Origin of the sequence: Actinomadura sp. NPDC048955, assembly GCF_040649435.1 — a bacterium.
GTDB classification, from domain to species: Bacteria; Actinomycetota; Actinomycetes; order Streptosporangiales; family Streptosporangiaceae; genus Spirillospora; species Spirillospora luteofluorescens.
This window is the reverse complement of sequence record NZ_JBEZJI010000058.1, coordinates 16,945-43,009: the sequence shown is the minus strand read 5'-3', so window position 1 is coordinate 43,009 and position 26,065 is coordinate 16,945. Positions and strand designations below refer to the sequence as shown.

Here is a 26,065-nt window from a genome sequence, read left to right as displayed (position 1 = left end):
ATGAGACGAGGCATCGCCAGGAGCACGCGGCTGGCGGCCGGCGCCGGGCTCGGCGCGGTGGCGGCGCGCGCCGCCTACACCGCGCTGACGCGGCGCCCGCCCGGCCTGAACGGGCTGCCCGGCGAGCAGGTCTGGGGCCGCACCAACCACCGCGGCGAGCCGGTCACGCTGCTGGAGGGCCCCGCGTTCGTCGCGGGCGCCGCCGCGGCCGGGCTGCTGGCCCCCGGCGCCACCGCCCGGATGCGCGCCGCCGCGCTGCTGGCCGGCGCCGGGTGCGGCGCCCTCGGCGGCTACGACGACCTCGCCGGCTCGGCGTCCTCGCGCGGCTTCAAGGGCCACCTGACCGCGCTCGCGCGCGGCGAGGTGACCAGCGGCGCCGTGAAGATCCTCGGCATCGGCGCGACCGGGCTGGCCGCCGCCGCCGTCGCCGGCTCGCCCGCCCCGACCCGGACGGGCCGCGCGTTCGACACCCTCGTCAACGGCGCCGTCGTCGCCGGGTCGGCGAACCTGATGAACCTGTTCGACCTGCGCCCCGGGCGGGCCGTGAAGGTCGGCCTGGTCGCGGGGACGCCGCTGGCGCTGACCCGCTCCGGCTCCGCCGTGGTCGCCGCCCCGCTCGGCGCCGCCGCCGCGCTGCTGCCCGAGGACCTCGGCGAGCGCGCGATGCTCGGCGACACCGGCGCCAATGCGCTCGGCGCGCTGCTCGGCCTCGCCGCGACCCGTCTCGGCCGGGGGCCGCGGCTCGCCGTCCTCGCCGGGATCGCCGGGCTGAACGCCGCCAGCGAGTTCGTCAGCTTCACCAAGGTCATCGCGGGCAATCCGGTGCTGAACCGCGTCGACATGCTCGGCCGCCGCCCGGCCGCCGCCCCCGCCCCGGCCGCCGCCGAGGCGGCGCCGCAGGAGACCGGCAAGCCCGACACCGAGGACGCGTACCGCCCGGCCGTCCCGCCGCAGGCCGACCCGGCGGGCGACGGCGTCGCCGACCCCGCCTAGCCCGCCGGACGCCCCCCGCAGACCTCGACGAGCGTGCCTTCACCTACCGTGCCCCCATCCGAAGCGCCACCGCCGCCCCGGCGGCGGTCCGGCGCGCGACGGCTGACCGGCGGGCTCGCCGGCGCCGCCGTCGTCATCGCGGTCATCACCGTGCTGGCGCGGCTCGCCGGGTTCGGGCGCACCTACGCCTTCTCCCAGACCGTCACCACCTCGTGCCTGAGCCAGGCGTACTTCAGCGCCACGCAGCTCCCCAGCAGCGTCTACGAGATCGTCGCGGGCGGGGCGCTCGCCAGCATGGTGGTGCCGGTGCTGGCGGGGCCCGCCGAGCGCGGCGACCGCGAGGAGGTCCGCCGGATCGGGTCGGCGCTGCTCACCTGGATCGTCGTGCTGATGGTGCCGCTGTCGGTGCTGATGGCGCTGCTCTCCCACCCCCTCATGGAGCTGGCGGTGGCGAAGGACCCGCAGGGCTGCTCGCGCGGGGAGGTCGTGCGGGTCGGCGGTGACATGCTGGCGATCCAGTCGGTGCAGATGGTGATGTACGGGATCGCGGTCGTGCTGTACGGGCTGCTCCAGTCGCACCGCCGGTTCGTCGCGCCCGCCCTCGCGCCGCTGGTGTCGAGCCTCGTGGTGATCGGCGCCTACCTCGTCTACGCGCCGCTCGGCAGGGGCTTCGAGAACGACCTGGCCGGCCTCCCGCCGGGGGCCGAGCTGACGCTGGCGATCGGGACGGCGCTCGGCGGCGTCGCGATGGCCGCCACGGCCGCGCTCGCCGCGTGGCGGCTGCGTCTGAGGCTGCGGCCCACGCTGCGCTTCCCCGACGGGGTGGCGCGGCGGGTGCGGCGGCTCGCGGCGGCCGGGATCGCGACGGTCGCGGCGCAGCAGCTGGCGACGCTGCTGGTCGTCCGGCTCAGTTCGCAGGGCACCCGCGGCGCGCTCGCCAACTACCAGTACGCGTGGGCGATCTACCTGCTGCCGTGGGCGATCCTCGCGGTGCCGATCGCGACCAGCGCGTTCCCGCTGCTGTCGGCGCGGATGAGCGCGGCCGACCACGAACGGTTCGACCGGGTCACCGCGTCCACGACCCGCGCGGTGATCCTGGTGTCGTGCGCGGGGGCCGCAGCGCTGGCCGCTGTCGCCGTCCCCGTCGCGGCGGTGTTCAACCCCGGGCACCCCGACCAGCAGGAGGTGCTGTCGCGCGCTGTGCTGGCGTTCGCGCCCGGCCTGCTCGGCTACGGGCTCGTCGCGCATCTCGGCCGCGTCCTGTACGCGTGCCACCGGGGACGGATGGGCGCGGCCGCCGTGGTCACGGGCTGGGTCGTCGTCATGGTCGCCGAGGTCGCGCTGGTGCTGTCGGTCGACCGGCAGTGGGTCGTCGCGGCGCTCGGCGTCGGCAACGCCGTCGGGATGACGGTCGCCGGGGTGCTGCTGCTAGTGACGCTGGTGCGCGCGCGGGGGGCCGCGGCCGTGCGCGGCGTGCCGCGGGCCCTGGCCGCCGGGCTGCTCGGCGCCACGGCCGGAGGCGCCGCCGGGTACGCGACGGCCGCGCTGCTCGGCCTCGGCGGGACGGGCCCGGCCGGGGAACTGCGCAACGTCGGGACCGGGGCGCTCGCCGCGCTGGCCGCCGGCGCCGTCTTCCTGATCATCGCATTCGTGATCGACGGCCGGGACCTGCGGGCCGTCCTCAGCCGGAAGGTCACCCGCAATGTCTGACAGGCAGGATCTGGACGGGCTGCGCGTCGCGCTCGTCCTCGGCACCGCCGCCGGCGGCGTCGGCCGGCACGTCCGGTCCGTCGCCGACGGCCTGGTCGAGCGCGGTGCCCGCGTCGTGGTGTGCGGGCCCGCCGCGACCGAGGAGCTGTTCGGGTTCGGCGCGGGCGGCGCCCGGTTCGCCGAGGTCGACCTCGCCGACCGGCCCCGCCCGGCGAGCGATGCCAGGGCCGTCGCCCGGCTGCGGCGGCTGCTGCGCGGCGCCGACGTGGTCCACGCCCACGGCCTGCGCGCCGGGGCGCTCGCCGCGGCGGCGTGCGCGCGCGTCGTGCCGGGCCCTCTGCGGTTCGCGCGCGGAGGCCCGCCGCTGCTCGTCACGCTCCACAACGCCGTCATCACCGGCGGCCGGACGGCCGCGGTCTACGGGGTGCTGGAACGCGTCGTGGCGCGCGGCGCCACCCGCGTCCTCGGCGTCTCGCCCGACCTGGAGGAGCGGATGCGGGCCCTCGGCGCCCGGTCGGTCGGGCACGCGATCGTCCCGGCGCCCGCGCCGCAGGCGCCGCCCGGGCCCGCCGTCCGCGCGGACCTGCGGGCCGAGCTCGGCGTGGGGGAGCGGCCGCTGGTCGTCACCGTCGCCCGGCTCGCCGCGCAGAAGGGCCTGCCGACGCTGCTGGACGCCGCGGCGGCGTGGGCGGGACGCACCCCGCCGCCGCTCGTGGCGATCGCCGGCGACGGGCCGCTGGAGGACGAGTTGCGCGCCCGGATCGAGGCCGAGGACCTGCCGGTCCGGCTGCTCGGCCGCCGCTCCGACGTCGCCGGGCTGCTGGCCGCCTGCGACGTGGCGGTCGTGCCGAGCGTGTGGGAGGGGCAGCCGCTGGTCGTCCAGGAGATCCTGCGGGCGGGACGGCCGCTGGTCGCGACCCGCGTGGGCGGGATCCCCGGCATGGTGGGCGCCGGGGAGCGCGCCGAGGGGGCCTCGCTGCTGCAGGGGCCCGAGTCCGACGCGGCGCTGTTGGTGCCGCCGAACGACGCCGAGGCGCTCGGCCGCGCGGTGAGCCGCGTCCTGGACGACCCGGCGCTGGCGGCGCGGCTGGGTTCGGCCGCCGCCCAGCGGGCGGCGCGGCTTCCCGGCGAGGACGACGCCGTCGAGCAGCTGGCGGAGCTGTACCTGGAGCTTTCCGGGCCTTAGACGCGGCCTTGCGCGCTCCGGTTCGCGGACGGGACCGGAAAAGTCGCGGGGGAGGGGAACCGGCCCGGTTCGGCCTGCGTTGAAGCAGGTAACGGAGGGGAGTATCCCCGCGCGCGGTTCTCGTCAATACGGTCGGCCCATGCCGGCCCGGGTTCCGCGGCCCGTACCCGATCACAGGGCGGGAGAGACCTCCGGCGCTCGTCTCATGTCCGCCGGAGGTGTTCACGTTGTCGGTCTCCCCCCTCGTCTGGGGCCTCACCATCGCGGCGATCCTTGCGATCATCGCCGCCGACCTGTTCCTGATCCATCGCAACGACACGCGGGAGTTCACCACCCGCCGCGCCGCGTTCTGGTCGGTGGTCTACATCGGCCTGGCGGCGCTGTTCGGGCTCGGCGTCTGGGCGTTCTCCGGCGGCGAGTACGCCGCGCAGTACTTCGGCGGCTTCGTCATGGAGAAGAGCCTCAGCGTCGACAACCTCTTCGTGTTCATGGTGATCCTCGCCCGCTTCGCCGTGCCGAAGCACGCGCAGCACACGGTGCTGATGGCGGGCATCGTGATCGCGCTGGTGCTGCGCGGCGCCTTCATCGCGGTCGGCGCGGCCGCCATCGCGACCTTCACCTGGGTGTTCTTCCTCTTCGGCGCGTTCCTCATCTGGACGGCGATCGGCCTGGTCCGCGGCGGCGACGAGGACGAGTTCAAGGAGAACGCGCTGCTGCGCTGGGCCAAGCGCGTCATCCCGACGTCGGACGAGTACGACGGCAGCCGGTTCCTCACCCGGCGGGGCGGGCGCCGGCTGGTCACCCCGATGGCCATCGTCATGATCGCGATCGGTTCCACCGACGTGCTGTTCGCGCTGGACTCCATCCCCGCGATCTTCGGTCTGACGACCGAGCCGTACCTGGTCTTCACGGCCAACGCGTTCGCGCTGATGGGCCTCGTCCAGCTGTACTTCCTGCTCGGCGGGCTCGCCGACCGCCTCGTCTACCTCGGGCACGGGCTGGCGTTCATCCTCGGGTTCATCGGCGTCAAGCTGATCCTGCACGCGCTGCACGAGTACGGCGCCGGGTGGGCGCCCGACATCCCGATCTGGCTGTCCCTCGCCGTGATCGCCGGGACGCTCACCGCCACCGCGGTCGCGAGCCTCACCGCCGGTCGCAGGCCGTCCAAGGAGCCGCTCTCGAAGGCCGAGCCCGCCGCCGAGGCGGAGAGTCCGGCGACACGCGAGGGCTGAGTCCGGGTCCGCGTCCCCACACCATCCGAATCCTGTTCTAGAATCTCGGTCAAAAGGGTCGAGAGAGGGTTGACGCATGGCCATCGGGCTGACCGAGGAGCATGAGGCGCTCGCCGAATCGGTGCGCGGCTTCGCCGAGCGCAACATTCCGGCGACGGCCGTCCGGGCCGCGCTGGACGCGGAAGAGGAGACCAGGCCCGGGTTCTGGCCGGCCCTCGCCGAACAGGGCCTGCTGGGCCTGCACCTGGACGAGGAGCACGGCGGGCAGGGCTTCGGCCTGCTGGAACTGTCGGTCGTGCTGGAGGAACTGGGCCGCGCCGCCGCGCCCGGACCATTCCTGCCGACCGTGCTCGCCAGCACGGTCATCGACGCCTCCAGCAACGCCAAGCTGCGCGCCGAGCTGCTCCCGGGCCTCGCCGACGGGTCCCGCACGGCCGCCGTCGCGCTGGACGGCGAGCTGACCGGCCGCCGCGAGGGCGACTCGCTCGTGGTGTCGGGCACGTCGGGCACGGTGCTCGGCGCCGCCCTCGCCAACGTGCTCGTCCTCCCGGTCGCCGTCGACGACGGCGAGCAGTGGGTCGCGGTGGACGCGGCCGACCTCGCCGTCACCGCGGTGGCGAGCCTGGACCGGGTCCGGCGCGTCGCCTCCGTCGAGGTCTCCGGCGCCGCCGTCGCCCCGGACCGCGTCCTGGACGGCCTCACCACCGGCCGGGTCCGGGACCTGGCCGCCGCGCTGTTCGGCGCCGAGGCCGCGGGCCTGGCGGGCTGGCTGGTGGAGACGGCCGCCGAGTACGCCAAGGTCCGTGAGCAGTTCGGCCGCCCGATCGGGCAGTTCCAGGGCGTCAAGCACAAGGCCGCCCGCAGCCTGATCGCCCTGGAGCAGGCCCGCGCCGCCGCCTGGGACGCGGCCCGCGCCCTGGACGAGGGCACCGAGGAAGCCGGGTTCGCCGCCGCCGTGGCGGCCGTCATCGCGGTGGACGCCGGGGTGCAGACCGCCCGCGACGCCATCCAGATCCTCGGCGGCATCGGCTTCACCTGGGAGCACGACGCTCACGTCTACCTGCGCCGCGCCCTGACGCTGCGGGCGCTGCTCGGCCCGTCCAAGGGCTGGGCCGCCAAGGTCGCCGCGCTCGCGCTGGACGGCGGGCGCCGCGAGGTCGTGCTGGAGCTGGACGAGGACGCCCAGCCGCTGCGCGAGCGGATCCGCGCCGAGATCGCCGAGCTGGCCGCGGTCGAGGACAAGGACGCGCTGGCCGAGCGCCTCGGCGACGGGGGCTGGACCGTCCCGCACTTCCCGCGGCCCTGGGGGCGCGAGGCCGGGCCGGTCGAGCAGATCCTCATCCAGCAGGAGCTGAGGGCCGCCAAGGTCAGGACGCCCAACCTCGGGATCGGCGCCTGGCTGGTGCCCTCGCTCGTCCGCTACGGGACCGACGAGCAGAAGGAGCGGTTCCTGCGGCCGACGCTGCGCGGAAAGATCGTCTGGTGCCAGCTGTTCTCCGAGCCGGGCGCCGGCTCGGACCTGGCGTCGCTGTCCATGAAGGCCGAGCGGGTCGAGGGCGGCTGGAAGCTCACCGGGCAGAAGATCTGGACGTCACTCGCCCAGCACGCCCAGTGGGGGTTCTGCATCGCCCGCACCGACCCCGCGGCCGCCAAGCACGACGGCATCACGTACTTCCTCGTGGACATGGCGTCCGAGGGCGTGGACGTCCGCCCGCTGCGGGAGCTGACCGGCGACGCCCTGTTCAACGAGGTCTTCCTGGACGGCGTGTTCGTCCCCGACGACCGTGTGGTGGGCGAGGTGAACCAGGGCTGGCAGGTCGCGCGCAACACCCTGTCCAACGAGCGGGTGTCGCTGTCGACCGGCGGCGGCCTCGGCATGGGCGTCCCCGAGCTGCTGCGGTTCTTCGCCGACCGGGACCTGGACGCGGTCGCGGCCGCCGAGGCCGGCAGGCTCGTCGCCCAGGGCCAGTCGATCGACCTGCTCGGCCTGCGCACCACGCTCAAGCAGCTGAACGGCGTGGAGCCGGGCGCGGAGGCCAGCGTCCGCAAGCTGCTCGGCGTCCAGTTCAACCAGGACGTCGCCGACCACTGCTGGGCGGCGCAGGGCGCGGCCGCGGCCACCGAGGTCCCGATGGCCGAGAGCGGCATCGTGGGCCGCGCCATGCTGTTCAGCCGCGCGATGACCATCTACGGCGGCACCACCGAGGTGCAGCTCAACATCATCGGCGAACGCATCCTCGGCCTCCCGAGAGACCCCGAACCAGGCAAGTAACCCCACCGACCACGACCCCAACCCCGACCGGGTACGAACCTCAGCCGCCTGCCCGTCGAGCCGGGCGACCGCAGCGACACGACGCGAACCCGCACGGGCACGAAGACCCGCTCCGTGGCGCGAGGATCGCCCGGCTCGTAACGGGGGGTTCCAGGGGGGTCGCCACCCCTGGGAACTACCTCCGGAAGGTGTAGGTGAAGTTGACGAGGACGACGCCGGTCAGGGCGATGAGGAGGCCGGGAAGGCCCGCGTTGACGACGCCGATCGCGCTCAGCGGGATCGCGGCGAGCAGCGACAGCAGCGCCATGGCCAGGCTGTGGTCGCGCTCGCCGTGCCGGGGTTCGGGCGCCGGGGCGCGGCGCCGGGTGCGCGGCGCGGCGGCGCGGGCGTCGAGGGTCTCCTCGATGCGGTCGACGACCGTCTCGATGAAGGCGTCGTCATAGTCGGGCCCCAGCTCGCGCCGGGCCGCCATGGCCGCCATGAGGTCGTCGCGCGGCAGTCGTGGGGTCGTCATGACACCGTTATAGGCGGGCGGGACGGGCGCCCGCGTCACCCCCCGGTGCCATGTGGCGGCTACCCCTCAGGTGTGAGCGAACGCGCGGGTAGGATTCCGCTCTTGTCCCAGGAAATCCGGAGGTCCCCGTGACAGTGCGGGCCCGTTCGACCGTCCTCGCGGCCTGCGCCCTCGCGGCCGGGCTGGCCCTCGCGGGCTGCGGCGGCGACAAGCAGGCAGCGGACGCGGCGCCGTCCGCACCGCCGACCACGCTGGCGCCGCTGCCGGCGGTGAAGCCCGCCGACGTCAAGCCGCTGGTGGGACGCTGGGTCGGCACCGCCAAGGACTACTTCCAGTTCACGGCCGACGGAAGCGGCGTCTGGGTGCGGGGGCGGCAGAAGCTGTGGAGCGGTTCGGCCATCCCCGAGGGCGGCGGCAAGTACCGCTTCTCGTGGAACGGCGGCGACCCCAGGTCGGCGTCGTACTGGGGTGTCGCGCTCAGCGAGGACAAGGCGTCGCTGGTCTTCGCCGGCACCAACCAGACCTACAAGAAGGCCGCCGTGCGAAAGGGCAAGGGATGACCGACGCGATGTTCGCCTCACCGGCCGACGCCGGGCGCAGGCTCGCCGGCGTCCGCTACCTCGCGGACGACGCCATCGCCACGACGGTGTTCCTGGCCCAGGCGCTCGGCAAGCCGCTGCTGGTGGAGGGCCCGGCGGGTGTCGGGAAGACGGAGCTGGCGAAGGCCGTGGCGGCGGCGACCGGTGCGGAGCTGATCCGGCTGCAGTGCTACGAGGGGCTGGACGAGGCCCGCGCGCTCTACGAGTTCAACTACAAGAAGCAGCTCCTCGCGATCCAGGCCGCGCCCGCCGACCGCGCCTGGCAGGAGACCCACGACGACATCTTCTCCGAGGAGTTCCTGCTGGAGCGGCCGCTGCTGGCGGCGATCCGCCGCAGCGACCCGACCGTCCTGCTCATCGACGAGGCGGACAAGGCCGACGTGGAGGTCGAGGGCATGCTGCTGGAGGTCCTGTCGGACTTCCAGGTGACGATCCCCGAGCTCGGGACGGTCGCGGCGGTCCGCCGCCCCTTCGTGCTGATCACCTCGAACGCGGCGCGGGAGCTGTCGGAGGCGCTCAAGCGCCGCTGCCTCTACCTGCACCTGGGCTACCCAGCGCCCGACAGGGAGCGCGACATCGTCCTCGCGCAGGTGCCGGGCATCGAGGCGGCGCTGGCCGAGCAGCTCGTCCGCACCGTCGGCACGCTGCGCGACCTGGAGATCAAGAAGGCGCCGTCGATCGCGGAGACCGTCGACTGGGCGCGCACGCTGCTGGCCCTCGGCCTGGACGACCTGGACGAGGCCGCCGTGGGGCGCACGCTCGGCGTCGTCCTCAAGCACGTCTCCGACCAGGAGCGGGCCGCCAAGGAACTCGGGCTGAGCGGCTGACATGGCCTCACTCGTCGACCGGCACACCGGGTTCGTCGCGGAGCTGCGGCGCTCCGGGCTGCCGGTGTCGGTGGCCGAGGGGCTGGACGCGGTGCGCGCCGTGCGGGCCGTCGACCTGCTCGACCGCGAGTCGCTGCGGGCCGCCTACGCCGCGACGGTCGTCAAGCGGCCCCAGCACCGCGCGACGTTCGACACGCTCTTCGACCTGTGGTTCCCGGCGGCCGTCGGGGACGGCGCGGGCGCGGCGCGCGATCCCGAGCTCCCGGCGAGGACGGTGGACGACGACGGGCGTCCCGTCCCGGCGGCGCTCGACCCGCGGGTGCGGCGGCGCCGCGACGAGCTCGCCGACCTGCTCCTGTCCGGCGACGACGCCGGGCTGCGGCGGTTCGCCCGGCTGGCCGTGGCCGAGTACGGCCGGACGCCGGGCCAGGAGTCCTGGTTCTCCTCCGGCGTGCTGAGCGCGCTGTCGCCGGAGACCCTGATGGCGCGGCTGCTGGAGGCGGTCCTGACCGGGCGGGAGCGGGGCGGCATGGCCGAGCGCGTCGCGCGCCGCACGTTCCGCGACCGCATCGCCCGGTTCTCCGGCCTCGTCGCGGGCGAGGTGCGGCGCCGCATCGCCGAGGACACCGGCGTCGAGCGGACCGCCCGCATCGCCGTGCGCCCCCCGCTGGAACGGCTCGACTTCGCCGGCGCGACCCGCGCCGAGATGGAGGCGCTGCGCCGCGAGGTGTACCCGCTGGCGCGCAAGCTGGCGTCCCGGCTCGTGCAGAGGCAGCGGCACGGGCGGCGGGGCCGGCTCGACTTCCGCCGGACGGTGCGCGCGTCCCTGGCCAGCGGGGGAGTGCCGCTCACCACCCACCACCGGCCGCGGCGCCCGCACCGGCCCGAGCTGGTGGTGCTGTGCGACGCCAGCGACTCGGTGTCGGCGTTCGCGCACTTCACGCTGCTGCTGACGTTCGCGCTGCGGGAGCAGTTCAGCAAGGTCCGCGCGTTCGCGTTCATCGACGCCACCGACGAGATCACCAAGTACTTCGCGCCGGGCGCGGACGTCACCGGCGCGATGACCCGCCTCGCCGCCGAGGCCGACCTCGTGTGGATCACGGGGCGGTCCAACTACGGCCACGCCTTCAAGGTGTTCGACGACCGGTACCGCGACGCCGTCACCCCGAGGACGTCCCTGCTCATCCTCGGCGACGCCCGGTCCAACTACGGGGAGCTGTCCCTGCCGATCGTGCGGTCGATGGTGGACCGCGCCCGGCACGCCTACTGGCTCAATCCCGAGCCCCGCGCCCAGTGGGACACCGGCGACTCCGCCGCGTCCCGCTACGGCGAGCTGCTCCCCATGTACGAGTGCCGGAACCTGACCCAGCTGGCCGCCTTCATCGAGGAGCTCGCCTAGTTCAGGAGGCCCGGGCCCGATCCCGGATCACCAGGGCGAGGACGGCGTAGCCGAGGGCGGTCACGGCCGAGACGACCATCGCGACGTTCGTGCCGTGCGCCAGCGAGGCCGCGTCGTGCCCGGAGCCCGTGGCGATGGCCCCGACGATCGCCACGCCCAGCGACGCGCCGATGTAGCGGGCGGTGTTGTTGGCGCCCGCCCCCATGCTCGCGCGGTCGGCGGGGACGCTCTCCACGGCCAGCCGGGCGAGCATGGCGTTGGTCAGGCCGCTCGCGACGCCGGCGGCGGCGAGCCCTGGGACGAGCCGCCACCAGTGCGCGTCCGGGGCCAGGCCCGCCAGCGCGAGCTCGCTGACGCCGGCGAGCGCGAACCCGGCGGCGAGCAGGCGGCGGACGGGCAGCCGCGCCGGGAGGCGGTGGGCCTGCAGGGCGACGAGGAACGACAGCCCGGACCAGATCGCCAGCACCAGCGCCGCCGCGATCGGTGACAGGCCCATCACCAGGCTCATCATCGTCGCCAGGTAGGTCATGACGCCGATCACGGCGAGCCCGGTGACGAGCGCCCCGGTCACCGACAGCAGGAACGCGGGCCTCCGGAACAGCGCCAGGTCGACCATCGGCTCGCGCCGCCGCGACTCGACGAGGACGAACGCGGACAGCAGGACCGCCGCGGCGGCGAACAGCGCGAGGACGCCCGGCGCGGTCCAGCCGGCGCGGCCCCAGGTGATCGCGGCCACCAGCGCCGCCACGCCGAGGCTCATGGTGGCCAGGCCCGGCACGTCCACGCCGCGCGGGCGCTCGGCCCGCGACTCGGTGAGCGCGCGGGACGCCGCCGCGGCGAGCACCGCGGACGCGGCGACCGTGGCCCAGTACCAGAGCCGCCAGCCCCCGGCGGCGGTCAGCCCGGCCGCCGCGACGGGGCCGAGCGCGATGCCGAGCCCGACCATCGCGCCCCACATGCCGGTGGCCCGCGCCCGCCGCGGCCCCGCCGCGAACGAGGCGCCGATGATGCCGAGCCCGGTCACCAGCAGTGCCGCGCTGGCCGCGCCCTGCGCGACGCGGCCCGCGATGAACACCGCCGCGTTGGGCGCGAGCGCGCACGCGACGCTGGAGACGGCGAGCGCCACCGCGCCGACCACGAAGACGCGCCTGCGCCCGTGGTCGTCGGCGAGGCTGCCGGCGGCCAGCAGCGCCGCCGCCAGACCGAGGCTGATCGAGCTCATCAGCCAGATCTGGGCGCTCGCTCCGGCGTGCAGCCCGCGCGCGGTGTCGGCGAGCGTCGCCGCGGGGGCGCAGTAGTTCATCAGTGCCAGCAGGGTGGCGGCGGCCGGCAGCGTCAGCGCGGCGGCGGTTCCCGGCGCGCTGCGCGCGGTGCGGGGGGTCGCCAGAGTCGTCATGCGGTCTCCAAGTTCATTGAACGAACTGATCGGAGTGACCGTAGCACGTGCGGGTTCAATCAATGAACCCCCCGGCGGGTACTGTGGTGCCATGGCACTCGGCAAGGACTACGCGGCGCAGGACTGCTCGCTGGCCCGCGCGCTGGAGGTCGTGGGGGAGCGCTGGACGCTGCTGATCGTCCGGGACGCCTTCTACGGCGTCCGCCGGTTCAGCGACTTCCACGTCCACCTGGACATCCCCCGTGCGGTGCTGTCGGCGCGGCTCCAGTCGCTGGTCGACGCCGGGGTCCTCGTCAAGGACGGCCACGACTACGTGCTGACGGAGATGGGCAAGGAGCTGTGGCCCGTCGTCCACACCCTCGCCCGCTGGGCGGAGGACCACCTGTCCGCCGAGCCGTGCCGCGTCTTCGTCCACCTCGCCTGCGGCACCGAGATCGGCCCGGACGGGCGGTGCGCGGCGTGCGGGCGGCACGTCGCCCCGGAGGAGCTGGAGATCCACGCCGGGCCCGGCGTCCGCCGCCGCACCGACCCCGTCAGCATGGTCCTGCGCCACCCGCACCGGTTGCTGGACCCGATCCGCACCTGAGTGAGCAATCCCTCGGCGAGGTCGCGCGCCCGCGGAGGGGCCCGGGAGGATCCGACCGGATAATCTCCTCGCTCATGAAGACCGAAAGGGCCGCGACCTCCCCCCGCGCCCGGCGCCGGCCGGGCAGCGTTCTCGGCCCCCTCTGGCGGCTGATCGACGGCGGCCCCGACGACACCCGGGCCGAGATCGCCCGCCGGGCCAGGGTCCTGGTGCGGATCTCCACCGCGCTGGCGAACCTCGGCGGCGCCCTGGTCGTGCTCGCGTTCGCCGTCATCGTCCCCGACCCCGTCGGCGAGGTGTCCGAGCGGCTCCGGCTCATCAACCTGATCGTCTTCACCCTCTACGTCACCGCCGCGGTTCCGGTCGGCCTCGTCCTCGGCGAGCGGTTCTTCCGCCGCGTCCGGCGCATGGTCGAGCGGCACGACGAGCCCGACCGGCACGAACGCTCCCTGCTGCTGTACGGGCCGCTGCGGCTGATGGCCCTGCACCTGACGCTGTGGGGGATCGGGACCGTCGGCTGGGTCGTCATCAACGCCCCCTTCTCCGGCCTGCTCGCCGTCAAGCTGGGCCTGACGAGCCTGCTCGGCGGCCTCACCACCTGCACGGTCGTCTACCTGCTGACCGAGCGGCTGCTGCGGCGCGCGGTGACCACCGCGCTGCGCAGCGAGATGCCGCGCCGCACCGGGCTGCCCGGCGTCGTCGCCCGCTCCGTGCTGGCCTGGGGACTCGGCACCGCCGTCCCGATCCTCGGGCTCATCACCCTCGCGGTCGGCTCGTTCGTCATCGCCAGGATCACCGTGCGGGAGTTCGCCGTCGCCGTCCTCGCGCTCGGCGGCATCGCGCTGGTCGTCGGGCTCGGCGTCACCTACGGCGCCGCCCGCGCCATCGCCGACCCCGTCGAGTCGGTGCGGCTCGGCCTCGCCCGGATCGAGCGCGGCGACCTGGACGTCGAGGTCCCCGTCTACGACGCCAGCGAGGTCGGGCTGCTGCAGGCCGGGTTCAACCACATGGCCGCCGGGCTGCGCGAGCACGAGCGGCTGCGCGACCTGTTCGGCCGCCAGGTCGGCGCGGACGCCGCCCGCGTCGCGGTGGAGCGCGGCATCGACCTCGGCGGCGAGCTGCGCGAGGTCGCGGTGATCTTCGTGGACATCATCGGCTCCACCCGGCTCGCGGCCGACCGGCCGCCCGCCGAGGTCGTCCGGCTGCTGAACGACTTCTTCGCCGTGGTCGTCGAGGTGATCGGCGCGCACGGCGGCTGGATCAACAAGTTCGAGGGCGACGCCGCGCTGGCGATCTTCGGGGCGCCGCTCGCGCTGGACGGCGCGCCCGCCCGCGCGCTCGCCGCGTCCCGCGAGCTGGCCCGCCGGCTGCGCGAGGACGTCCCGGCGCTGAGCGCCGCCGTCGGCGTCTCGGCGGGCGAGGCCGTCGCCGGGCACATCGGCGCCGAGGAGCGGTTCGAGTACACCGTGATCGGCGACCCGGTGAACGAGGCGGCCCGCCTCACCGACATGGCCAAGACCACCTCCGAGCGCGTGCTGGCGGCGGGCTCCCTCCTCGCCGAGGCGGGGCCGGACGAGGCGGCGCACTGGTCGCTCGGCGACGAGGTCACCCTGCGGGGCCGGACACAGCCGACCCGCCTCGCCTCCCCGTTCCCGGCCGAGCGCGTCCCGACCTGAGCTGTGTTCCAAAGTCCCGGCCCACTTCGCTCGCCTGGCGGCTGTGTTTCAACGGTCCCGGCCCACTTCGCTCGCCTGGCGGCTCGCTACGTGACCAGGCCTGGGCGAACGCGGCATCGCTTCGCGATCTGCCCGGTTCCGCTCGCCTTCGGCTTCGCTCCACCGGCCAGGTCACGCGTTCGCGCGCGTGGCGCAGGGGGGCTTTGAGACAGGGCTTCTCAGGACGGGCCGAGGGTGGCGCCGGTCAGCGTCGTGTAGAAGGGCGATCCGGCCAGCCGCGAGCCCTTCTCCTCGCCGATGTAGACGTCGGCGTGGTTCTCGCCGCCATATCCGGGGCGGAACAGGTCGGTGACCGTCCAGCGGGCCTTCCGGAACGCCGCGCAGACCTCGTCATCGACGGCGCGGCCGCCCTCCCTGCCGCAGTCGACGACCGCGAACCGCTGGCCCCGCGCCAGGACGGACCTGTCGGCCGCCGCCGACGCCCACGCCCGCAGCGGGCGCCCCCGCGAGTCGCGGGTGGTGTCGTCCAGCCAGAAGCCGACGCTGTGCGACCAGTTCAGGTACCGGCCCCGCTCGGGCCCCTCGGTGATGCGCCCGCTGCCCTCGGTCTGGACGACCTTGAGGAAGTCCTTCGGGTAGGAGCCGAGCGGTGCCTTCCCGTGCGAGCAGTGGAAGCGGGCGCAGCCGCGCACCGCTTTGCGCTCGCCTCGGTAGAGGCTCTCCAACGCCGTGTAGTACGTGGTGATGCGCCACCCCGCGACCCGTCCGAGCAGCGCGGGCCCGCTGGTCGCGGGCGCGGGGACGCCGGTGGCGGGAGGCGGGCTCGCGGCGGGCGCGGTGGCCGAGGCGGGCGGCGCGGTCGGCGGCGGCACGCCCGGCAGGTCCGCGCCGCGCGCGCTCTGGCCGCAGCCCGTGACGGCCCCGCACAGCAGGAGGGCCAGCGGTGCCCTGCGCCGCATCGCACCCTCCCGGCCCTGGACGCCTGTCCGCCACCGGGGACACTATCCCGGTCAGTGGCCGCGGGCTATCCATTCCTCGAGATGCGGGGCCTCCGCGCCGACGGTGGTGGACTCTCCGTGCCCGGTGCGGACGGTCGTCTCCGGCGAGAGCGTCAGCAGGCGCTCCCGGATCGAGGCGATGATCGTCGGGAAGTCGGAGAACGACCGGCCGGTCGCGCCCGGCCCGCCGCTGAACAGGGTGTCGCCGGAGAAGACCGTCGCCAGGGCGGGCGCGTGGAGGCACACCGCGCCGGGGCTGTGGCCGGGCGTGTGCAGGACGGTGAGGTCGGTGCCCGCGACCGTGATGACCTGCCCGTCGGACAGCTCGCCGTCGGGCGAGGTGTCCGGGTGGCGCCGCTTCCACAGCATCAGGTCGTCCGGGTGCAGCAGGACGGGCGCGCCCGTGCGGGCCCGCAGGGCGGGCGCCGCGTCGATGTGGTCGTCGTGCCCGTGCGTGGACACGATCGCCACCAGCCGGCGGTCGCCGAGCGCCGCCGCGATCGCCTCGGCGTCGTGCGCGGCGTCGATGACGATCGCCTCGCGGTCGTCCCCGACGATCCAGACGTTGTTGTCGACGTCCCAGGTCCCGCCGTCCAGTGAGAACGTCCCGGACGTGACGACGTGGTCGACGCGCGCGGCCATCAGAGCATCACCACCGAGCGCAGCACGTCGCCGCGGTGCATCTTCTCGAAGGCGGCCTCGACGCCGTCCAGCTGGATGGTCTCGGAGACGAACGCGTCCAGGTCCAGGCGCCCCTGGAGGTAGAGGTCGATGAGCATGGGGAAGTCCCGGGACGGCAGGCAGTCGCCGTACCAGGAGGACTTCAGCGAACCGCCGCGCCCGAACACGTCCAGCAGCGGCAGCTCCAGCCTCATCTCCGGTGTCGGCACCCCGACCAGCACCACCGTCCCGGCGAGGTCGCGGGCGTAGAAGGCCTGCTCGTAGGTCTCGGGGCGGCCGACCGCGTCGATGACGACGTCCGCGCCGAACCCGCCGGTCAGCTCCCGCACCGTCGCGACGACGTCCTTCTCGGCGCCGTTCACGGTGTGCGTGGCGCCGAGGGAGGACGCGGTGGCGAGCTTGCGCTCGTCCAGGTCCACGGCGATGATCCGGGCGGCCCCGGCCAGCCGGGCGCCGAGCACGGCGGCGGCGCCGACGCCGCCGCAGCCGATGACCGCGACCGAGTCGCCGCGCCCGACCCCGCCGGTGTTGATCGCCGCGCCGAGCCCCGCCATCACCCCGCATCCGAGCAGCCCGGCGACCTCGGGCCGCGCCGCGGGGTCGACCCTGGTGCACTGCCCGGCCGCGACGAGGGTCTTGTCGGCGAACGCGCCGATGCCGAGCGCGGGCGACAGTTCCGTCCCGTCCTCGAGGGTCATCTTCTGGGCGGCGTTGTGGGTGTTGAAGCAGTACCAGGGCCGCCCGCGCAGGCAGGCGCGGCATTGCCCGCACACCGCGCGCCAGTTGAGGACCACGAAGTCGCCGGGCGCCACCTCGGTGACACCCTCGCCCACCGACTCGACGACCCCGGCGGCCTCGTGCCCGAGCAGGAACGGGAACTCGTCGTTGATCCCGCCCTCGCGGTAGTGCAGGTCGGTGTGGCAGACCCCGCACGCCTGGACGTCGACGACCGCCTCGCCGGGCCCCGGGTCCGGGACGACGATCGTCTCGATCCGCACCGGCTGTCCCTTGCCGGGTGCGACGACCCCGCGTACCTGCTGCGCCATGCTGCCGCCTCTCGTCGTCTCGATCTCCCCCCGACCCTACCCACGCCCCGCCCGCCCTCCTGTTCACTTCCGGCCGCGGGACCCTCTCAGGTAGCGGACGCGAGATCACCTGCGGGCGTGACGCGGGTCCGGCCCGCCCGACACGAGGCTTTGCCCATGACACGCATCGTGACCCGTTTCACCGCAGGGGTGCTGGCCGCAGCCGCGATCACGGCCGCCGGCGTCGCCCCCGCGTCCGCCGCTCCCTTCGAACGCCCGACCGGAGGCCCCCAGGGCGGGGCCGCCGCCGCCCAGAACGCCGCACGCGGACACCTGGTCTCGGTCAGCCACCTCGCCACCATGTCCGCCGAGCAGGTGCGCGCCTGGCTGGCGTCGGAGGACTTCGACACGGCGTCCGTCCGCCACGGCGTGGACACCTACCGGCTCGTCTACCGGACGGTCGACACCCGCGGCCGCGCGACGACCGCCAGCGGTCTGGTCGTCCTGCCTCGCAACCGGGACCGCCGGCTCGCCACCGTCTCCTACACGCACGGCACGACCAGCTACAAGCCGGACGCGCCCTCGACGGCGGACGACGCCTGGGGCCCCGGCCCCGCCGTCACCTATGCCGCGGCCGGGTTCGCGGCGGTCGCGCCCGACTACCTCGGTCTGGGCCTCGGGCCAGGGATCCATCCGTGGAAGGACGTGCCGTCCGAGACGAGCGCGTCTCTCGACATGCTCCGCGCCGCGCGCCACTTCGCACCGCGCACGGGCCGCGTCCTGGACGGCCGGGTCTTCGTCACCGGCTTCTCGCAGGGCGCCTCGTCCGCTCTCGGCCTGGCGCGGACGCTTCAGGGCGGCGCCGATCCGCACTTCCGGGTCCGCGCGCTGGCCCCGATCAGCGGCGCCTACGACTTCCGGGGCGCGGAACTGCCCTCCCTGCTGGCCGGGGACATCGCTCCGAAGATGGCGGTCGCCTACACGTCGTACCTGCTCACCTCATGGAACCGCGTTCACGGAGGCATCTACGGGTCTCCCTCGGAACTGTTCCGCGAGCCCTACGCCGAGCGCGTCGAGAAGTACTTCGACGGCACGACGCCGGGGCCCGTCATGCTCGACGGACTGCCTGACACCCTCGACGCGCTCCTCACTCCACGCGGCTTCGCGCTGCTGGAGCATCCGTCCGGCACGTTCGCCGAAGCCCTGCGCGTGGACGCGGAGGTCTGCACGGCCTGGACGCCGCGCATCCCGGTCCGCCTCTACAAGATGGCCGGTGACGAGCAGGCCGGCACCGCCAACACCGACCACTGCGCCGCGGGGTTCCGGGAGCGCGGCGTGACCGTGCCCGTCGTCGAGGTGGGCGACCGGCTCTACGGCGGCTCCCGTCACCTCGGCTCCAACCTCGAGGGCACCGCCCGGATCGTCCGCTGGTTCGGCGAGCTCAGGTGAAGTGGATGGCCCGCAGCTTGTCGGCGGCGTCGCGGTCGAGGACGGTGACGCCGGCCGCGGGCGGCAGCGGGCCGCCGCTGCGGGCCCGGGCGATCAGGGGGCGCCAGCGGCGGCAGTGACGGGCGAAGGCGATGGAGGTGACGACGCGGCCGCGCGCGTACTGGCCGGCGCGGGCGGTCTCCGGCGCGACGTCGATGAGGATCAGGTGCAGCCGCCCGCCGCGGCGGCGCGCCAGCCAGGCGAAGCAGTGCAGGATGTGCGGCCAGGTGCCGCGGGTGTGGGCGACGACGCCGTGCCCGGCGACGACCGCGCGGCCGATGCGCCAGACATGGGTGGCCTGGACGACCGGGGTCCGCAGCCGGACGGGCAGCGGGCCGAGGAAGCGCGCCCACCAGTTGCGGGACTGGCGGGAGTCGATCACCCGGACGTCCCCGGCGCGCACCGGCGCCGTCTCGTCGCCGCGCAACCCGTACAGGCGGTTGAGCAGGGTGCTCTTGCCGGCGCCGGGCAGGCCGGCCACCAGCACCAGCGAACCCGCCGGGTAGCGCAGCGCGGGTCCCGGATCCGCATCGTGGGGGTGGGGGATGGTCGACTCCTGGTCTCGGGCCGGAAGTGTGTTGGGGCCAACGAACGTCCCGCACCACTTGTTCCGGGCCGGCCCGGAGGTCACCAGCCGCGGGCGCGCCACTCCGGGAGCGAGGGGCGCTCGCGGCCGAGCGTCGAGTCCTTGCCGTGGCCCGGATAGAACCAGGTGGCGTCGGGGAGGCGGTCGAAGACGCGTTCCTCCACGTCCGCGAGCAGCTGCCGGAACCGCATCAGGTCGCCCCAGGTGTTGCCGACGCCGCCGGGGAACAGGCTGTCGCCGGTGAACAGGTGCGGGCGGTCGGCCAGTTCGCCGCCGGCGTCGTAGAGCAGCGCGATCGAGCCGGGCGTGTGCCCGCGCAGGTGGATGACGTCGAGGGACGCCTGCCCGACCGTGACGGTGTCGCCGTGCTCCACGGGCTCGGCGACCGGCTCGGGGAGCGGGACGGCGTCGCGCGGGTGGGCGACGACCGGCGCGCCCGTGGCCCGCGCCACCTCGCTCAGCGCCATCCAGTGGTCCTCGTGGCGGTGCGTGGTGACGATCCGCGCGAGGGGGCCGTCGCCGATCAGCTCCAGCAGCCGGGGCGCCTCGTTCGCCGCGTCGATCAGCAACTGCTCGCCGGTCGCGGTGCACCGCAGCAGGTAGGCGTTGTTGTCGTACGGGCCGACCGCCACCTTCGTCACCCGCAGCCCGGGCAGCTCGCGGACGTCCGGACGCCCCCCGGCCTCGACGTTACCGGTGTAGGTCATGCGTCCTCCCCGTCGATCGTTCGAAGACCATCTTCCATCATCGGCGCACACGATCACCCGCGCCCCGGGGCCCGCGCGGGGAATGCGTCACCAGACGCAGCCGAACCGTGCGCTGCCGGACGGACTTTTCCCTCTTTCCACCGCACCATGGGAACTGGAAGATCAGGTTCGACGGACGCCGGCGGCGGCGATGGCGGGAGGGTGACCGGATGATCGGCGACGGCCCGGGCCTCCGGCCGGGAAGCTTCTGGGAGCGGCTGGCCCCCACCGACCGGCAGGCCCTGCGCGCCATGGGCCGGCGCACCGACATCCCGCCCGGCGGCATGCTGTGCCACCAGGGGACGGTCGCGCCTGCCGTCTACGTGGTGTTCAAGGCGTCGCCGCGGGCCGCGAGCAACGCGGTGGCCAAGGAGTTCGTGGACTCCAGCGACGGCGACGAGTCGATCATCGACCTGTTCGGGGCGGGGGACCTGGTCGGGGCGCTCGGCCCGTGGGGGCATCCGCAGCGCGCCACGGTCGCCGCCCTGGACCACGTCACGGCGCTGCGCGTGGACCGCCGCAAGTTCCGCAGCCTGCTGGCGGCGAGCCCGCAGGTCGCCGAGGCGATGATGCACGCCGTCTCCGAGAGCGTCACCTACGGCGGACGCCGGCACGCGGTGCGGGCCGCCGACCACCCCCAGCGGCTCGCCTACCACCTGCTGGAGCTGGTGTACCGGTTCGGCGAGCCCGCCTCCGGGCAGGGCACGCGGATCCCGCTGCGGCTCAGCCAGGCGGAGCTGGCGAACTGGGCGGGGATCTCCCGCGAGACGCTGGTGCGCTGGTTCCGGGCGTGGCGGGCCAAGGGCATCCTCGACCGGCGGGCCCGCCCGCTGACCGTCCTCGACGTCGAACGGCTCCGCCGCGCCGCGAGCCCCTGGGGCGACGACTGGCCGGCGGCCGAGCCCGAGCGGCCGCCCGAGGACGTGCGGGACGGGGCCGGCGGCGCCGGGATCGCGGCGCGCGAACCGGTGCGGCTCGGGGCGCCCGCCGGGCCGCCCGCCGTGCGCCTGCCCGCCGACAACCCCTACTTCGCCGGGCGCGTGGTCAGCCTCGGCAAGCTCGATCTGCTGGTCGGCCAGTCGGTGTGGCCGCGCGCCGTCGTGGTCCAGGGGATGGCGGGCGTCGGCAAGACCACGCTGGCGCTGCACTGGGCGCACCGGGTCGTCGACCGCTTCCCCGACGGCGTCCTGTTCGCCGACCTGCGCGGCACCTCCCGCAGCCCCGTCACCCCGGCGGAGGCGATGGGGCAGGTGCTGCGCGCGGCGGGCGTGCCCGGCGACCAGGTCCCGCGGACGCAGGCGGAGCTGGCGGCGCAGTGCCGGTCCCTGCTCGGCGACCGGCGGATGCTGCTGATCCTCGACAACGCCGCCCGGCCCGAGCAGATCAGGCCGCTGCTGGCGGCGATGGCCTCCGGGCTGGTGGTCGTGACGAGCCGGCGGCGGCTCCCGGCCCTGCTCGAAGGCGCCGACGTCCGGACCCTGGAACTGCGGGAGATGGCGACGCAGGAGGCCGTGGACCTCATCTCCAACGTCCTCGGGGCGGGCGACCCCCGCCTCCGGGACGAGGACAAGGCGGTCGAGCGGCTCGCCCGCGAATGCGGCCACCTGCCGCTCGCGCTCGGCGTCATGGCCGGACGGCTGGCCGAGAACCCCGGCGAGTCGATCGCCGGGACCGTCCGGGAACTGGCGGCCCGGGACGTCCGGGACGCCGCGCCGTACGGGCCGGGCCTCGCGGGGGCGGGCCTGGGCGACGGCGCGGCTCCCGGCACGTCCGGGACGGCGCTGCTGGCCGTCCTCAGCCCGACGTTCGACGTCGCCTACCGGAGCCTGCGCCGCGGCCAGCGGGAGGCGTTCCGCAGGCTCGGCCTGGTCGCGGGACCCGACTTCACGCCGACCGCCCTCGCCGCCTTGCAGGACTGCACGGTCGGCGAGGCGCGCGGATGCCTGGCGGGTCTGCGCCAGGCGTACCTGGTGCAGGACGTGGGACCGGACCGCTACCGGATGCACGACCTGCTGCGCGACTTCGCCCGCGAACGGGGCCTGCGCGAGGATTCCGACGGCGAGCTTCAGGCGGCGCAACGGCGGCTGCTGGCCGGCTACCTCGCCGAAGCGCGCCACGCGGGGGACGCGATGGCGGCGCGGTCCCGTCCCAGGGCGCACCCGGGGGAGGCGCGGGGGCGTCCGTCCGCCGCCGCCGAGCGCGCCGCCGGGCTCGCCTGGTTCGAGGCCGAGCGGCGCAACCTGGTCGCCGCGGTGCACCAGGCCGCCCGGCTGGGCCTGCACCGGACGTGCTGGGAGCTCGCCGACGCGCTGTTCGACTTCCAGGAGTTCCGCCGCTACGGCGAGGACAGCATCGCCGTCCACCAGGTGGGCCTGCACGCCGCCCGCAGCGAGGAGGACTGGGCGGCCGCGGCCGTCATGCTCCACAACCTGGCGATGGCGCACTTCGAGCTGGGCGACTCCGTCCAGGCCATCGGGTACGGGGAGGACGCGCGGCGCGGGTTCCGGGCCGTGGACCCGCCCGACCGCTACGGGGAGGCCGCCACGCTGGCCACCCTGGCCGACGTTCACGTGGCGCTGGGGCGCTACCTGACGGCGATCGACCACGCGCGGCGCTCCCTTGCCATCCACGGCGAGCTGCGAGACGACGCTGGAACGGCCGAGGGCCACGACATCCTGGCCCGGGCCTACCTGGGCCTCGGCCACTACGAGGCGGCTCTGGACAACGCCGCGAAGGCGCTCGATATCCGCCGCCGGACGCATGACCAACCGGGCGTGGCCGAGACCCTGCTCACCGTCGCCCAGGTGCACCGCCGCCAGGGGAACGTCCACGGCGCGGTCTCGCATGCTCTGGAAGCGCTCGCCATCCGGCAGGAACTCGCCGACATGCACGGCGCCGCCCAGGCGCTCACCGAGCTCGCGCGGATGAACGCCGCGCTCGGCCTGCGCGACCTGGCGCAGCAGGACGCCGAGCAGGCGCTGCGCACCTACCGCGCCCTGGGCGCCCGCCACGGAGAGGCGCGCGCGCTGACCACGCTCGGCATGCTCATGTGCGAGGCGACGCGGTTCGCCGAGGCGTTCACCTACTGCGGGCAGTCGCTGCGGCTGCACCGCGAGACCAGCGACCGGCACGGCGAGGCCGAGGCGCTCGCGCAGATCGGGATCGTCCACTGGCGCCTCGGGCGGTACCGCGAGGCGCGCGAGCACCTCCTGCGCGCCCTGGAGATCCGCCGCGAGATCGGGGACCAGCACGGCGAGGCCCACGACCTGGAGCACCTGTCGGTGGTGATGCGGCGCCTCGACCGCCATCAGGAGGCGTTCATCCTCGGGCTGGAGGCCCTCGACCTGTGGCACCGGCTCGGCGCGCGCAGCGGGATGGCCGGCACGCTCGGCAGCCTGGCCCGCACGTACTCGCGGCTCGGCCTGCCCGAGGAGGCCGAGCGCGCCGCCCGGCAGGCGCTGGGCATCCGCGAGTCCGGCGGCGACTGGTACGGCCTCGGCGTCGGCATGGACACCCTCGCCGCCGTGCTGCGCCGCGCCGGCCGTCCCGAGGAGGCGCTGGAGCGGGAGCTGGAGGCGCTGCGCTTCCTCGGCGAGGTCGGCGACCGGCACAGCGAGGCCGTCGGCCTGGTCCACCTCGCCGCGATCCACCTCGACCTCGGCCGCGCCGGCGAGGCCCTCGCGACCGGGGGGCGCGCCCTCGACCTCGCCGCCGAGCTCGGCGCCACCCGCGAGCAGGCCCACGCCCTGCACGGCATGGCCCGCGCGTCCCAGCTGACCGGCGAGCACGCCCGCGCGGTGGAGCACGTCACCGCCGAGATCGCCATCCGCCGCGAGACCGACGACCAGCGGGGGCTGCGGCGGGCGCTGGAGCTGCTGCGCGACTCCCACCTGGCGCTCGGCGACCAGGCCGCCGCCGCGGACTGCGTCCGCCGCGTCCGCGCCCTGGACGGCCTGCTCGCCCCGGAACGACCGCTCGACGTGTGACCGATGACCTGGTCGGCGGGTCCCCGGGGGGCGTTCACTGGACCGCGACGCACGCGATCATGAAGCCGGGGCCCGTCCGGATCCGGGTCCGGTGAGGAGGCGACATGCAGACCACCCGGTTCTGGGACGCGCTGACCCCCCGCGCCCAGGAGGCCCTGCGGCGGGCGGGCGCCCCGGTGGTGATCAGGCCCGGCGCGTTCCTGACGCGCGAGCACACCCGCGCGGCCCAGGTCTTCGTTTTGCGGTCCGGGGCGGTGAAGGTCTGGGTGGACCGGGACGGCGAGACCGCCATCCTCGACGTCCTCGGCCCCGGCGACCTGGTGGGGGAGCTGGAGGCGGTGGACGGTGGGACCCGGCACGCCAACGCCGAGGCGCTGACGCGGGTCGAGGCCCTGGTGCTGCCCGCCGCGCGCTTCCGCGGCGTCCTGGACGACCAGCCCGGTTCGGTGTGGGCCGTCGCCGCCGTCCTCGCCGAGCGGCTCCGCGACGCCAACGGACTGCGCGTCGCCCACTTCCCCGACGACCCCGAGCGCCGCCTCGCCGGCCGCCTGCTGCGCCTGGCGGCGCGGTTCGGCGCACCGGTCAAGCGGGAGCGCCCGGACGGTGTGACGGAGGAGGGCGTCCTCGTCCAGGTCCCGGTCACCCAGCAGGATCTCGGCCGCTGGGCCGGCATGGGCCGCCGCAAGGTCGCGCAGATCCTCGCGGCCGAGCCCGTGCGCGGCCGCGTGACCGTCGCCCGCAGCGCGATCGCCGTCCACTCCGCGGACGCCCTGCACCGGCTGGCCGGCGACGACCCTCCCTAGGCTGTGTTTCCACGTCCCGGCCCACGTAGCTCGCCTGGCGGCTCGCTACGTGACCGGTACTGGGCGAACGCGGCATCGCTTCGCGATCTGCCCGGCTCCGCTCGCCTCCGGCTTCGCTCCACCGGCCAGCTCACGCGTTCGCGCGGCGTGGCCGGAGCCACTTCGAGACCTGGTCCTAGGCCCGCGGCCTTTCCCGGGCGCCCGGCCCTTTCAGGGGCCCGGCTCCTGGAACCGCGAAGGCTCGTGCGGCCAGGGCGGCGGGGCGGGCAGGGGGCCGTCCGGGCGCAGGTGCACGCCCGCGCCGTCCGAGCGTCCGCTCAGCCAGCCCAGCAGCGCCCGCGCGGAGCCGGACGCCTCCGGGCCGCCCGGGGCCCGGCCGAGCTCGGCGGTCTCGCCGGAGTCGGTCGCGGTGATCCGCAGCCCGGCCAGCTCCCCGAGGAGCCGGTCGGGCAGCACCGCCATGTCCGTCAGCGTGGCCGCCGCGGACCACCGGACGAAGGGCTCCGGCCAGTCGGCGGGGCCGTACCCGGCGGCGAGGTCCACGTGGTGGGCCTCCACCTCGTTCCAGCGGCGGAACACCGTGTACCAGGCCGGATGGGGCCAGCCCGCCATCGCCCGCACCGGAGCGCTCCAGGCGCTCTCGGGCAGTGACCGGGCCTGCTCGGAGAACCGCGTCTGCGTCGCCCGGACGTCCGCGACCAGCTCACCGAGGGCGCGGTCCGCGCCCGCGGCGATGTCGGCGTCGCGCCGCTCCAGGCTCGGGTACTGCGGGATCTCCGTCCCCGTGCGCGCCCCTTCGAGCAGGTTCCACAGGGAGTCGGCGTTGCGCGCGATGTGCGTCGCCACGTGCCCGCGGCTCCACCCCGGCAGCGCCGACGCGCCCCGCAGGGCGTCGCCGGTCAGTCCCTCCAGCGTCGCGGCGATACGCTCCACGCCCGCGTCCAGCTCGTCGATCACGTCGCGCCAGTCCATGACCCTCCTCGGCGGAAAGGACGCTCCATCCTGTCGCACCGAAATCCTGTCGCACCGGACCGGCCGGCGCCAGGCCGCCGCGGCGCAGGTGATCATGGAGCTCCGACGACGAGTGAGGCGGGCCGGGCGCGTCCTCGGCCGGAGCGCGTTCCGGGTGGTCGGAAGGGGTGCCGCGCTTCCGGCCGTGTTCCGGTGGCGGGCATCGTTCGAACACGTGTACGGTGCGATGGTGCCGTCCCGACCGCTCGGATCGGCCGGGTAGCGTCATGAAATGCAGCGGCGAGCGCCGCTGTTGAGAAATCCGGGGGATCCTGTCGCACCCCGTGGCTAGCCTTGATACCGAGCCGCCGTATCCGCAGATCGCCGCGCCCAGAAGAGGAACCGGAAGAA

General features: G+C 75.1%; 21 protein-coding genes. 13 read left to right on the top strand and 8 right to left on the bottom strand.

What is annotated here, in order from left to right:
• The 5 genes from AB0C84_RS36690 to AB0C84_RS36670 all read left to right on the top strand — a co-directional run bounded on the left by AB0C84_RS36690 (window position 1) and on the right by AB0C84_RS36670 (window position 7,393).
• Complete coding sequence (locus tag AB0C84_RS36690) at window positions 1-993, top strand: hypothetical protein (protein ID WP_361075217.1); 993 nt, start codon at window positions 1-3, stop codon at window positions 991-993.
• Window positions 994-1,041: 48 nt separating this feature from the next.
• Window positions 1,042-2,703: a lipid II flippase MurJ gene (locus tag AB0C84_RS36685; protein WP_361075215.1), complete on the top strand. Its 1,662-nt coding sequence runs from the start codon at window positions 1,042-1,044 to the stop codon at window positions 2,701-2,703.
• Window positions 2,696-3,889 carry a glycosyltransferase family 4 protein gene (locus tag AB0C84_RS36680; RefSeq protein ID WP_361075213.1) on the top strand — a complete coding sequence of 398 codons (1,194 nt, stop codon included), beginning with the start codon at window positions 2,696-2,698 and terminating at the stop codon, window positions 3,887-3,889. Before AB0C84_RS36685 ends, AB0C84_RS36680 begins: the two co-directional genes overlap by 8 nt.
• Before the next feature lie 227 nt (window positions 3,890-4,116).
• Entirely contained in the window at window positions 4,117-5,121 is a 1,005-nt protein-coding gene (locus AB0C84_RS36675; RefSeq protein ID WP_258940031.1) for a TerC family protein, read from the top strand.
• Between the two features lie 76 nt (window positions 5,122-5,197).
• Window positions 5,198-7,393 carry an acyl-CoA dehydrogenase gene (locus tag AB0C84_RS36670; RefSeq protein WP_361075211.1) on the top strand — a complete coding sequence of 732 codons (2,196 nt, stop codon included), beginning with the start codon at window positions 5,198-5,200 and terminating at the stop codon, window positions 7,391-7,393.
• 175 nt (window positions 7,394-7,568) lie between these two features.
• Here the strand turns inward: AB0C84_RS36670 and AB0C84_RS36665 are convergent, their stop codons facing one another.
• Complete coding sequence (locus tag AB0C84_RS36665; RefSeq protein WP_361075209.1) at window positions 7,569-7,907, bottom strand: hypothetical protein; 339 nt, start codon at window positions 7,905-7,907, stop codon at window positions 7,569-7,571.
• Between the two features lie 128 nt (window positions 7,908-8,035).
• Here AB0C84_RS36665 and AB0C84_RS36660 point away from each other — a divergent pair, with 128 nt between their 5' ends.
• From AB0C84_RS36660 to AB0C84_RS36650, 3 genes are read left to right on the top strand one after another with little or no spacing between them, the layout of a single operon-like run.
• A complete protein-coding gene (locus AB0C84_RS36660; RefSeq protein ID WP_361075207.1) occupies window positions 8,036-8,467 on the top strand; it encodes a hypothetical protein in 432 nt (143 codons plus the stop codon).
• The gene (locus AB0C84_RS36655) at window positions 8,464-9,333 is read left to right on the top strand and encodes a MoxR family ATPase (RefSeq protein ID WP_258940027.1); all 870 of its coding nucleotides are present in this window, start codon (window positions 8,464-8,466) and stop codon (window positions 9,331-9,333) included. The genes AB0C84_RS36660 and AB0C84_RS36655 overlap by 4 nt, the downstream gene beginning before the upstream one ends.
• A 1-nt stretch (window position 9,334) precedes the next feature.
• Window positions 9,335-10,732, top strand: a complete 1,398-nt coding sequence (locus AB0C84_RS36650) for a VWA domain-containing protein (protein WP_361075205.1) — start codon at window positions 9,335-9,337, stop codon at window positions 10,730-10,732.
• A 1-nt stretch (window position 10,733) separates the two neighbouring features.
• Here AB0C84_RS36650 and AB0C84_RS36645 read toward each other — a convergent pair whose 3' ends face one another.
• Window positions 10,734-12,128, bottom strand: coding sequence for an MFS transporter (locus AB0C84_RS36645; RefSeq protein ID WP_258940025.1), 1,395 nt, complete (start codon window positions 12,126-12,128; stop codon window positions 10,734-10,736).
• A 91-nt stretch (window positions 12,129-12,219) separates the two neighbouring features.
• Here AB0C84_RS36645 and AB0C84_RS36640 point away from each other — a divergent pair, with 91 nt between their 5' ends.
• Together AB0C84_RS36640 and AB0C84_RS36635 are read left to right on the top strand one after the other, a co-directional pair.
• Window positions 12,220-12,714, top strand: coding sequence for a helix-turn-helix domain-containing protein (locus AB0C84_RS36640; RefSeq protein ID WP_179841888.1), 495 nt, complete (start codon window positions 12,220-12,222; stop codon window positions 12,712-12,714).
• A gap of 74 nt (window positions 12,715-12,788) precedes the next feature.
• A complete protein-coding gene (locus AB0C84_RS36635) occupies window positions 12,789-14,390 on the top strand; it encodes an adenylate/guanylate cyclase domain-containing protein (protein WP_361075202.1) in 1,602 nt (533 codons plus the stop codon).
• 218 nt (window positions 14,391-14,608) lie between these two features.
• On the opposite strand, the gene AB0C84_RS36630 is transcribed toward AB0C84_RS36635, so the two are convergent.
• Genes AB0C84_RS36630 through AB0C84_RS36620 form a run of 3 tightly spaced genes read right to left on the bottom strand, consistent with a single transcriptional unit; the run spans window position 14,609 to window position 17,115 of the window.
• The gene (locus AB0C84_RS36630; protein ID WP_361075200.1) at window positions 14,609-15,349 is read right to left on the bottom strand and encodes a hypothetical protein; all 741 of its coding nucleotides are present in this window, start codon (window positions 15,347-15,349) and stop codon (window positions 14,609-14,611) included.
• Between the two features lie 51 nt (window positions 15,350-15,400).
• Window positions 15,401-16,033 (bottom strand): MBL fold metallo-hydrolase, encoded by a 633-nt coding sequence (locus tag AB0C84_RS36625; RefSeq protein WP_361075234.1) that lies wholly within the window; start codon window positions 16,031-16,033, stop codon window positions 15,401-15,403.
• Window positions 16,030-17,115, bottom strand: coding sequence for an S-(hydroxymethyl)mycothiol dehydrogenase (locus tag AB0C84_RS36620; protein WP_361075198.1), 1,086 nt, complete (start codon window positions 17,113-17,115; stop codon window positions 16,030-16,032). The genes AB0C84_RS36625 and AB0C84_RS36620 overlap by 4 nt, the downstream gene beginning before the upstream one ends.
• Before the next feature lie 156 nt (window positions 17,116-17,271).
• Between AB0C84_RS36620 and AB0C84_RS36615 the strand changes: the two genes are divergently transcribed.
• Window positions 17,272-18,543: a hypothetical protein gene (locus tag AB0C84_RS36615; protein WP_361075196.1), complete on the top strand. Its 1,272-nt coding sequence runs from the start codon at window positions 17,272-17,274 to the stop codon at window positions 18,541-18,543.
• Here AB0C84_RS36615 and AB0C84_RS36610 read toward each other — a convergent pair.
• Window positions 18,536-19,231, bottom strand: coding sequence for an ATP-binding protein (locus AB0C84_RS36610; RefSeq protein WP_361075194.1), 696 nt, complete (start codon window positions 19,229-19,231; stop codon window positions 18,536-18,538). The genes AB0C84_RS36615 and AB0C84_RS36610 overlap by 8 nt on opposite strands.
• Entirely contained in the window at window positions 19,210-19,875 is a 666-nt protein-coding gene (locus AB0C84_RS36605) for an MBL fold metallo-hydrolase (protein ID WP_361075192.1), read from the bottom strand. Before AB0C84_RS36605 ends, AB0C84_RS36610 begins: the two co-directional genes overlap by 22 nt.
• A gap of 209 nt (window positions 19,876-20,084) precedes the next feature.
• Between AB0C84_RS36605 and AB0C84_RS36600 the strand changes: the two genes are divergently transcribed.
• Together AB0C84_RS36600 and AB0C84_RS36595 are read left to right on the top strand one after the other, a co-directional pair.
• Window positions 20,085-23,900: a tetratricopeptide repeat protein gene (locus tag AB0C84_RS36600; protein WP_361075191.1), complete on the top strand. Its 3,816-nt coding sequence runs from the start codon at window positions 20,085-20,087 to the stop codon at window positions 23,898-23,900.
• A 104-nt stretch (window positions 23,901-24,004) separates the two neighbouring features.
• Window positions 24,005-24,703, top strand: coding sequence for a Crp/Fnr family transcriptional regulator (locus AB0C84_RS36595; protein WP_179841882.1), 699 nt, complete (start codon window positions 24,005-24,007; stop codon window positions 24,701-24,703).
• Window positions 24,704-24,913: 210 nt separating this feature from the next.
• On the opposite strand, the gene AB0C84_RS36590 is transcribed toward AB0C84_RS36595, so the two are convergent.
• Entirely contained in the window at window positions 24,914-25,675 is a 762-nt protein-coding gene (locus AB0C84_RS36590; protein WP_361075188.1) for a maleylpyruvate isomerase family mycothiol-dependent enzyme, read from the bottom strand.
• Between the last annotated feature and the right edge of the window lie 390 nt (window positions 25,676-26,065).

What these genes read in the sequence shown, in the direction of transcription:
- AB0C84_RS36615 (WP_361075196.1), top strand. Translation starts at nt 17,272, where the DNA reads ATGACACGCATCGTGACCCGTTTCACCGCAGGGGTGCTGGCCGCAGCC.
- AB0C84_RS36655 (WP_258940027.1), top strand. Translation starts at nt 8,464, where the DNA reads ATGACCGACGCGATGTTCGCCTCACCGGCCGACGCCGGGCGCAGGCTC.
- AB0C84_RS36600 (WP_361075191.1), top strand. Translation starts at nt 20,085, where the DNA reads ATGATCGGCGACGGCCCGGGCCTCCGGCCGGGAAGCTTCTGGGAGCGG.
- AB0C84_RS36635 (WP_361075202.1), top strand. Translation starts at nt 12,789, where the DNA reads ATGAAGACCGAAAGGGCCGCGACCTCCCCCCGCGCCCGGCGCCGGCCG.
- AB0C84_RS36665 (WP_361075209.1), bottom strand. Translation starts at nt 7,907, where the DNA reads ATGACGACCCCACGACTGCCGCGCGACGACCTCATGGCGGCCATGGCG.
- AB0C84_RS36680 (WP_361075213.1), top strand. Translation starts at nt 2,696, where the DNA reads ATGTCTGACAGGCAGGATCTGGACGGGCTGCGCGTCGCGCTCGTCCTC.
- AB0C84_RS36640 (WP_179841888.1), top strand. Translation starts at nt 12,220, where the DNA reads ATGGCACTCGGCAAGGACTACGCGGCGCAGGACTGCTCGCTGGCCCGC.
- AB0C84_RS36670 (WP_361075211.1), top strand. Translation starts at nt 5,198, where the DNA reads ATGGCCATCGGGCTGACCGAGGAGCATGAGGCGCTCGCCGAATCGGTG.
- AB0C84_RS36630 (WP_361075200.1), bottom strand. Translation starts at nt 15,349, where the DNA reads ATGCGGCGCAGGGCACCGCTGGCCCTCCTGCTGTGCGGGGCCGTCACG.
- AB0C84_RS36595 (WP_179841882.1), top strand. Translation starts at nt 24,005, where the DNA reads ATGCAGACCACCCGGTTCTGGGACGCGCTGACCCCCCGCGCCCAGGAG.
- AB0C84_RS36620 (WP_361075198.1), bottom strand. Translation starts at nt 17,115, where the DNA reads ATGGCGCAGCAGGTACGCGGGGTCGTCGCACCCGGCAAGGGACAGCCG.
- AB0C84_RS36605 (WP_361075192.1), bottom strand. Translation starts at nt 19,875, where the DNA reads ATGACCTACACCGGTAACGTCGAGGCCGGGGGGCGTCCGGACGTCCGC.
- AB0C84_RS36690 (WP_361075217.1), top strand. Translation starts at nt 1, where the DNA reads ATGAGACGAGGCATCGCCAGGAGCACGCGGCTGGCGGCCGGCGCCGGG.
- AB0C84_RS36650 (WP_361075205.1), top strand. Translation starts at nt 9,335, where the DNA reads ATGGCCTCACTCGTCGACCGGCACACCGGGTTCGTCGCGGAGCTGCGG.
- AB0C84_RS36590 (WP_361075188.1), bottom strand. Translation starts at nt 25,675, where the DNA reads ATGGACTGGCGCGACGTGATCGACGAGCTGGACGCGGGCGTGGAGCGT.
- AB0C84_RS36645 (WP_258940025.1), bottom strand. Translation starts at nt 12,128, where the DNA reads ATGACGACTCTGGCGACCCCCCGCACCGCGCGCAGCGCGCCGGGAACC.